The sequence below is a fragment of the Sphingobium sp. GW456-12-10-14-TSB1 genome (assembly GCF_059424385.1).
Map to the genome: position 1 here is coordinate 1 of NZ_JBWKZI010000007.1, position 7,797 is coordinate 7,797.

A 7,797-nucleotide genomic window follows, 5' to 3' on the forward strand; every position below is an offset into this window, starting at 1 on the left:
TCAAACTCTGATTTATCCATATAGCTGAGAGACGTGGAACCGCGCAGATTGCCTTGACGACCACATAGACCAACGGTGAGGTAACTGAATCGAACACGGTTGATGATCTGCACCTTTCCGTCGGTATAGCCTGCTGCCATGCTGTTTACCGGCACAGTGTAGCGTTCCTTGCTCAAGGTCGCGAGGTTGGCACGCGCGATCATCAAATTGACTTGGGCGTCATCCACGTCGGGCGTTGGATCATAGTTTCGCTCGTACTTCGTCTTCAGTAGCTCGTCGTAGTAGCGGAAGGCTTGGACACCACCTTGTATACAACCGGGAGTTCCAAACTCGTATGGCTCCGGTGAAATATCTACAGCAAACAATACGCCGTTTCTAAAAGAGAAATTTAACCGGCTCTTCTTCCCGGCTACCTCAAACTTTGAATACATACCGTGACTTACATCAACCTCAACTCGATCCTTTTTTTGCTTTATCTTCGCTCCACTCACCCCTGGAATTTTAACAGCCACGTCAACAACCTGTTGCGGCGTCATTCCCGACTCAAAATCACCCCATAGCTTAGTTCCGGCAAATGCTGGCGTTGCGCAGGCAATTGCGGCCAAGCCAACGATGAAGCTAAATCTCATGTGATTCCCCCTTTATAATTCTATTATCTTACAGGTGACGGCTCGCATCCATGCGCTGATGCAGGATGCGGATGACGGCGATGCCGTAGCTAGTCGGCCGGAAGTAGATGACGTGCTGCTCGACACCGCGCCGTCGATAGCCTGGCCGGATGTTGGCGCAGCCCTGCGCCTGCTGCGGTGCTTCGGCCAGATCGGCGCAAGCGGCTTCGATGAGGTCGGTGTAGCGCATCGCCTGGGGCAAATCCCAATGCGTCACGGTATAGTCGAAGATCGCATCGAGGTCGCGCTGCGCCCTTGGGCTAAGCCGGTATTCAGCCATGCTGCTCGGCTTTGCGCCGCTTGAACGCGGCGAAGTCGAACAGCTCCGGCTCACCGCTCTGCTCGCCTTCGATCAGCGCCTGACGGATGCTCTCCATCTCAAGGCCACGCTCCTGCTCGCGCCGGATGAGGTCGCGGATTGCCTCGCTGTCGTTGGTGTAGCTGCCGGCGTCGATCTGCGCGGCAATCCACGCATTCTGCTGCTCGGTAAGGGTGATCGTCTTGCGCACCGTCGCCATAGCGGCCTCCATGTTTCTCATACTATTGGTGCTATTTAGCACATGCTGCTGGTAAAGCGAAGCCTTCCGCTATCGCCCGAACCCTATGTCGTGATCGTGTTGCCGATCCCGCTGCCGATCGCGCTCTATCTGTGGTTGATCCAACTCGGGACCGGTCTGCTCGCGGCGGGGTGACTGGTCGATCGCCGGCAACCCGTCGAACCCGTCGCCGGTACTGGTCTGCAACCCTGATCGCATCGCCCGCGCTGCGCCCTGGACCAGGCTCGACATGCCCTGCATCGCCAGCTCGGCGCGCTCGCGAAGCTGGTGGGACCACTCCCGTATCCGCTCCTGACCACGCTCGATGTAGAAGCCCAATCCCCGCTTCTCCATGATCGCCTCGTTCATCTGCCCGCGCGGGGTGACGGCGTGCGGCTCCTCGCCGGCTGCGATCTGCTCGCGTTCGGCGCGACGCTCGATCGCAGCCGATGCATGACCCATCTTCACGGTCGGCTCGATATCAAGCCCCTGACGCTCATAGCTGCGATGATCGACCCGCTCGGCCACCTGGGCGTGTTCCAGCGCGTCGTTGACCATCCCGGCCCACCGCTCCCGGATCGCCTCCACCTCCACCGAGGCCGTCGTGCGCACGTCGAGCTGGCGCGTCTTCGCCCCCAACCCCTCCGGCCCGACCTCCCGCGTCGTCGTCATGACGTGGGCATGGTGGTTGCGATCGTCGCCGTAATCATGCGGGGTATGGATCGCCGCATCGACCGCCACCCCGTAGCGGTCGCGGATATCCTCCGCAAAAGCACGAACCAGGTCGCGGCGCTGGCCGGCGTCCAGCTCGGCCGGCAACGCCAGCTCGTATTCCCGCGCCACCTTGGCGTCCTTGCGCTTCTCCACCGCCTCGGCCGCGTTCCACAGCGCGGAGCGGTCCTGCGCCCACTCCGCGCCCTCCGGCACGACGATGAACGCATCCTCGACGCCGCCTCGCCGCGTGTAGTCGTGGACCAAGCCGTCGCGCTCGTTTTCGAGGCAGACGCCGGCACGATACGCGACCGCCGCGACCGCGCTACGCCCGGTCGAGCGTGACACCGATTTCACCGCCAGATGGTAGATCGCCATCGCTGCGCCTGCCTTCTCCAACGTGGTCCAGCGGCGTTGCGCTGGTCGGGGTGTGGGGCAGAGGCCCCGCTGTCGCATTGCGACATGGGTGCAGGGTATCCCTGCCGCACGCATTACGCAGTAATGCTAAAGTGCGCCCTTGTCTTCCTGCTGTCGTCTCGGGTGGCTTCATTCGTTGGGTTGCGCTATAGTCACTTCATATTCGTGCTTTCGGGTAGGGAACATGGCGGCACCGACACCAGAAGCAATCGATCAGGCCCGCAAACGAGTTGAGCAGGCCAAGGCCCGCCTCGACGCGCTCAATGCCCGTGTCGCTGCTGAAGGTCGTCGTCTCGACACTCGGCGCAAGATCATCCTGGGCGGACTGCTCATCGACGCCGCCAGCAAGGACAAACGGTTCGCCGGCATCGTCTCCGAGCTGACCCACCGCATCAACCGGGATCAGGATCGCAAACCGTTCGAGGGATGGACGCTGCCCGGGGAGGATAGCTGATGGACCGCGACCGGGAGGACGACCCGCGCCGCCTGCTCGAACAGGCGCGCCAGCTCCACGATCAGGGACGCGGAAGGGGAATGGCGCGTGGTGGGAGCCGCACCGATCCCCCGGCCGGCAGGTTCGATCCCGCCGAGTTCGACACGCCCCCCGATCCGCCGCCCTCTGCCGCCGGTCGCGCGCGCGATGCCGCCGACGCCGCCCAGGCGCACAGCTTCTTCTCCCACCTCGACACCAACATCCAGCGCGTCCTCGCCGGCTTCGGCACCCTGCGCGACCTGGTGTCCGACGTCCGCGCCAGCTTGGCCGATGCCGCCGCCAGGGACGCACAGCGCGCCGAGGACGAGGAAGCCCGTGACAAGGCCATAGCGGCCCGCCTGGTCGATCCTGCCGCCCTGGAGGCCCGTGCGGAAGCCGGAGCGCGTCATGGGGCCGCAGATGGCCTTGCCGGAGCGGGAGAAGCCCTGCTGCGTCGGATTGACGCTGACACGGCCGCGCACGCTGCTCTGGCCGATCGTTTTGCCGCCGATGCCGCCGATCGTCGCGCCCATGAGCAGCGCCGGCGCCGATGGGACAGGTGGTGGAACGGCGCGCTCGCCGGCTTCGCCCTGCTGGTCCCGATCGCCGGGGGTTACGGCTACTACCTGGGTAACGGGGCCGGCGATGCGCAAGGCTACGCCCGCGCCCGTGATGAAACGGCTGCGGCGAGCTGGGCTAACACCACCAACGGCAAGCTCGCCCGCCGCATCGATCAGGCCAGCGAACAGACCATCCCTGCCATCGCCGCTTGCCCCAAGGATCACGGCTGGAAACGCGAGAAGCGCGACGGGGCATACTGGTGCTTCGGCGCGAACCCCGACGCCAAGACCTACACCGGGTGGTTGCTGCCATGAGCCTCGATGATCGCACCCGCACCTGGCAGCTCGTCATGACCGGCCATGATCTCCGGCACGTCACGCTCAACACCCAGGCCGACATGGCGCGGCTGCTCGACCTCGATCCCTCCATTTCGCACCTGACGCTCGAAATCGGCGGGGATCGCGTCCACGTCGCCCGCGACTGGCCTAGCGACCAATACGAGGAAGCCGGTCGCCTGATCGATCGCATCGCCGCCTCGGGCGTGTCCGCGATCGTCGTCCACGATCGCAACGGCAAGCCCCCTCGCCGCGTGACGACCGGCGAATGATGGCACGATGCCCTCGCCCCGACTCCTCCCTCGCCAAGCCTGCGGCCGGTAGGCCGCTCTTGTGACGGCGTAGCCGGCACGCAACATCGGCGCATCGGCCGAAGGCCGATTCCGCTTGTCATCATGCAACGCCAGCCTCGCGCGCCCGCGATGATTCTAGATTCTATTGATTCTATGATTCAGGGGTTGCTTGTCTGTTGATTCATATAGGGAAAATGGCTCGACCTACGACAAATGGGGTGCTCAGTTACGACAAATGGGGTGAGCACCTACGACAAATGGGGTGCTCAGTTACGACGGATCGGGTGCCCCCGAGGAATGGGGCGATTATGCGATCTATGACATTGGCGTTGATCTTATGTCGTAACTGATTAAGCTCATGCCGTGCCCGACGACCTTCCCATCGGCCGCACGATGAAGGCGGCTTCCACGATCTCGGTTCGTGACGGTCATGCCATCGTCAAAGCTGGCGAGTTCATCGAAGCACGGTTCGGTGCGGGTACGTCACCCTCTTTGGCGGCCCGCAAAACCCTAGCCCTTCTAATCGCCAAAGCTGCCGGCGAAGCATGGCGGCCGGGATCGCACGTCATCGCCAAGCGCGATCTGCGAGGCACCCACAACGCCAATGATCGGATCCAGGACACCCTCGATGAGCTGATGGATGTGAAGTTCCAAATGCCTTCGACCTCGGCGCAGGGGCGTGCGGCGACGCTCACCGCTGCCCTGCTCGCCTGGACGCTCAACGAACATGCGGAAGACGGCCGGGCCACCGTCGAGTGGGAGTTCACGGCACCGGCTAGGGCAATCCTGCAGGGGAGCGATTACTACGCTCGCCTTAACCGGGCGGCTCTGCTCGCCTTCCGGTCGAAGTATGCGATCACCCTCTATGAGATGGGTTGCCTGCTGGCTGGACGGCGTAGCCCCACATGGTCCGGAACGGTCGATGAGCTGCGGGAGCGGCTTGGCGCACCCTCTAATTCGATGCCCAACTTCTCCGATTTCCGGCGTCTGGTGCTGACACCTGGCAAATCCGAAATCGATCAGCTCGCCGCCTTCACGATGGACTGGTCGGAAAAGCGCGGAGCGCGGGGCAAGATCACCCACGTCACCCTGACCTTCACCCCTAAAGACGACGACGCCACTGACGCCGCGGCCGATGAGGCAGGACGCCATAGCAGCGGTCGAAAAGCCCGCCGGGAAGGGACGACAGAAACCATCGTCGACACCGCCAGCCTCATCGCCTCGGCGGCTTCTCGGCTGTCGGTTTCGGACACCCTACGCTGGCCGGCCGACGATCAGGTGGACGAGTTCAAGGCCCCGGAGCTTCATGCGATTGGAATGGCCCTAGGCGGTGGTCACTCCGTGCAGCGACTGGCGGATCAATATGCCCGCGTGCGCCCCGAGCAGCGCCGTAAACTGGTAGGAGATGCTCTCAAGGCAGACTGGACGAAATGGGTTACGGGGTGTGCCACCAAGTGGGGCCGGGTCTGACCGTTTCGCCATCCGACCGTTTCTGCTAACGGTTAGCGGATCATGTTTTGAAACGATACGCAACAGGGACCGATAAGATGGCTTACACCCTCGGAGAGGCCGCGAAGGCGACGGGTATTAGCAAGGCTTCCATATCGCGAGCCATCAACAGCGGTCGGATTTCTGCGACAAAGAAGGATGATGGCTCTTTCTCGATTGAACCGGTCGAACTGCACCGGGTGTACCCCCCCAAGTCAGCCGCACCAGTAACCAAAACGCCTTCTGAAACGATACGCAACGGCAATACTGACACCCGTAACGGGTCAGATTCCAACGTGTTGCAGGCCCGTCTTGATGCTGCCCTGGAACAGTTGCGCGATCGGGACGGCACGATCGATGATCTTCGCCGTCGCCTCGATCAATCGGATGAGGAACGGCGTGAGGCTCAAGCCCGAGTGATCGGACTGCTGGCCGGACCCGGCCCCACGGAATCCAAGAGGGGGTTTTTCGGTCGCCTATTTGGTCGCCCCGACGAATGACCGCGATCACATCCATCAAATGAGATTTACACACCCATCTTGAGGTCGAGCTTGATCGTGTCGCCCGGCATGCCGGTCAGAACGGCGATCTTCTCGCGGGCGAAAGCCAGCACATCCGCAACGGTATTGAGCGGCGGACCTGCGTCAGCCGGGATGGCCTCTTCAGGCTCCGGCGCGGCTTCGTCAGCCATCTTCCGCACGTCCTTGGAAACCGTGCCCTCCAGTTCATCGATGCTGAAGTTCGCGATGCGCGGGTATTCCTCCGCGATCCCGTGGCCGACCTGGCTGATTACCGCATCGTCTCCCTTATCGAGCATTACCCACATGCCGTAGTTATTGCGGACGGTGTGGCCGTTCTCGATCCGCGCAGCATAGGACGCATCGAACCGCTTCTTCACCTCGTCAGCGGGGAAGAGATACACATCTACGTTCTGGGGGTTTAGCCGATCATCAACGGCAGCGACCAGAACGAGGTCCACGTCATCAAGGGTCTTCCAACGCTTGCCATCATCAAGCGGCGGAAAGGCTACCCAGCGATCGCGAGTGGTGCGGATGCTGGCAGTCTGCGTCTTACCATCCTTGGTCAGCTCATAGGTGTTGGAGAGACCGCGACCAGGCTGCTTCTTGAGAGCATACCCTTGCTGACGTGCGCCTTCGAGAGCAGCGCCAACCATTAGGTGCCAAGCGGCACTTTCCCCCATTTCCTTCAGGCGTGTCATAACAATTCCTTTCGTTGTCGATTGTCCCGAGCACTGATTCGCCTCTCGACAAGGATCATTTGGAATTATTGCCACGCTTACGCAAGCTAAATCGCATTTATTGCGAATTATTCCGGCATAAGTGCTGTGGAACCGCCAATTGGTATAAATTGGTATGAGCGCAGGAAGGCTATTATTCCTGCCGTCGCGACAGGCGCGATATCGTCGCCTGATCGACCCCGAGCAGAGCCGCAACGGTGCGCTGCGTGTCGCCCTTGGCAAGCCGCTGTAGCGCCTCGGCCTGCTGGTGAGGGGTGAGGGCCGCTCGCCGGCCGAACTTGACCCCACGGGCTTTAGCCTGGTCACGGCCGACTGCGGTGCGCTCCACGATCCGCTGGCGCTCCCAGCTCGCCGCAATCCCCAACACGGCGATAACGACCTCGGCGAACTGCGAGGTGGTATCCACCATCGGCTCCGCGATCGACCGGAAGCCAGCCCCTGCCTCCTTCACCGCATGGAGGATGTTCAACAGGTCACGGGTGTTGCGCGCCAGGCGATCCGTGGCTGTCACCATCAGCACGTCGCCGGCATCGAGCGCGCCGATCGCGCGCTTGAGTTTCGGCCGCTCGGCCGACCCCGCGCTGGCCTTCTCCTGGTAGACCTTCACGCAACCGGCAGCGAGGAGCTGGGCGACCTGCTGGGTGAGGTCCTGCCCGTTGGAGGAGACGCGCGCATAGCCGTAGATCATGCAACCATTGTGCATCGGATATATGCATCACGGAAGTGCCCGGATTTCTGCCGTTCCCGTAGTGATGCAGAACCTATGAGTTTTGCATCAGCTCGGTGCAAAGAACCGTATGACGCCGTTTTCTATCCGATAGCCAAAGCCATGCTTAACTGCGTAAGCTACTAGCTCGTCTACATTCATATATTTCGGTAGCGAGTTTATTGTGCGATATATTTGACCTCCTGGCTTGGTCAAACTTTTTGCTTCAAATATTCTCGCTACCGATTTTTTCATGACTAGGTAAATCTTATCCTCAAGAAACGCCTATAGGTCTCGGCCGAGATTGGTCACGGCTTGATCGCGGCTGTCCTGATTAGACTTTGCGGCGGCC

The 7,797-nt window shown here is 61.7% G+C and carries 11 protein-coding genes; 5 read left to right on the plus strand and 6 right to left on the minus strand.

Annotated elements, in window-relative coordinates; genetic code table 11:
- The 4 genes from AC07X9_RS24360 to mobQ form a co-directional block, all read right to left on the minus strand.
- Positions 1-629: hypothetical protein (locus AC07X9_RS24360; RefSeq protein ID WP_495198014.1), on the minus strand; the 629-nt coding region annotated here is incomplete at its 3' end.
- A 28-nt stretch (positions 630-657) separates the two neighbouring features.
- Positions 658-948 (minus strand): type II toxin-antitoxin system RelE/ParE family toxin, encoded by a 291-nt coding sequence (locus AC07X9_RS24365; RefSeq protein WP_495198015.1) that lies wholly within the window; start codon positions 946-948, stop codon positions 658-660.
- Positions 941-1,186, minus strand: coding sequence for a type II toxin-antitoxin system ParD family antitoxin (locus AC07X9_RS24370; RefSeq protein ID WP_021224656.1), 246 nt, complete (start codon positions 1,184-1,186; stop codon positions 941-943). Before AC07X9_RS24370 ends, AC07X9_RS24365 begins: the two co-directional genes overlap by 8 nt.
- A 69-nt stretch (positions 1,187-1,255) precedes the next feature.
- Complete coding sequence (gene mobQ / locus AC07X9_RS24375) at positions 1,256-2,293, minus strand: MobQ family relaxase (protein ID WP_495198016.1); 1,038 nt, start codon at positions 2,291-2,293, stop codon at positions 1,256-1,258.
- Between the two features lie 223 nt (positions 2,294-2,516).
- Between mobQ and AC07X9_RS24380 the strand changes: the two genes are divergently transcribed.
- The 5 genes from AC07X9_RS24380 (at position 2,517) to AC07X9_RS24400 (ending at position 5,981) form a co-directional block, all read left to right on the plus strand.
- Positions 2,517-2,786, plus strand: a complete 270-nt coding sequence (locus AC07X9_RS24380; RefSeq protein WP_495198017.1) for a mobilization protein — start codon at positions 2,517-2,519, stop codon at positions 2,784-2,786.
- A complete protein-coding gene (locus AC07X9_RS24385) occupies positions 2,786-3,679 on the plus strand; it encodes a hypothetical protein (protein WP_495198018.1) in 894 nt (297 codons plus the stop codon). The genes AC07X9_RS24380 and AC07X9_RS24385 overlap by 1 nt, the downstream gene beginning before the upstream one ends.
- Positions 3,676-3,972 (plus strand): hypothetical protein, encoded by a 297-nt coding sequence (locus AC07X9_RS24390; protein WP_495198019.1) that lies wholly within the window; start codon positions 3,676-3,678, stop codon positions 3,970-3,972. The genes AC07X9_RS24385 and AC07X9_RS24390 overlap by 4 nt, the downstream gene beginning before the upstream one ends.
- 384 nt (positions 3,973-4,356) lie before the next feature.
- Positions 4,357-5,463 carry a replication initiation protein gene (locus tag AC07X9_RS24395; RefSeq protein WP_495198020.1) on the plus strand — a complete coding sequence of 369 codons (1,107 nt, stop codon included), beginning with the start codon at positions 4,357-4,359 and terminating at the stop codon, positions 5,461-5,463.
- A gap of 77 nt (positions 5,464-5,540) precedes the next feature.
- Positions 5,541-5,981, plus strand: coding sequence for a helix-turn-helix domain-containing protein (locus tag AC07X9_RS24400; protein ID WP_495198021.1), 441 nt, complete (start codon positions 5,541-5,543; stop codon positions 5,979-5,981).
- 26 nt (positions 5,982-6,007) lie between these two features.
- Here the strand turns inward: AC07X9_RS24400 and AC07X9_RS24405 are convergent, their stop codons facing one another.
- Together AC07X9_RS24405 and AC07X9_RS24410 are read right to left on the minus strand one after the other, a co-directional pair.
- Positions 6,008-6,700, minus strand: a complete 693-nt coding sequence (locus tag AC07X9_RS24405; RefSeq protein ID WP_132470435.1) for a hypothetical protein — start codon at positions 6,698-6,700, stop codon at positions 6,008-6,010.
- A gap of 172 nt (positions 6,701-6,872) precedes the next feature.
- The gene (locus AC07X9_RS24410) at positions 6,873-7,427 is read right to left on the minus strand and encodes a recombinase family protein (RefSeq protein ID WP_495198022.1); all 555 of its coding nucleotides are present in this window, start codon (positions 7,425-7,427) and stop codon (positions 6,873-6,875) included.
- Positions 7,428-7,797 lie beyond the last annotated feature (370 nt).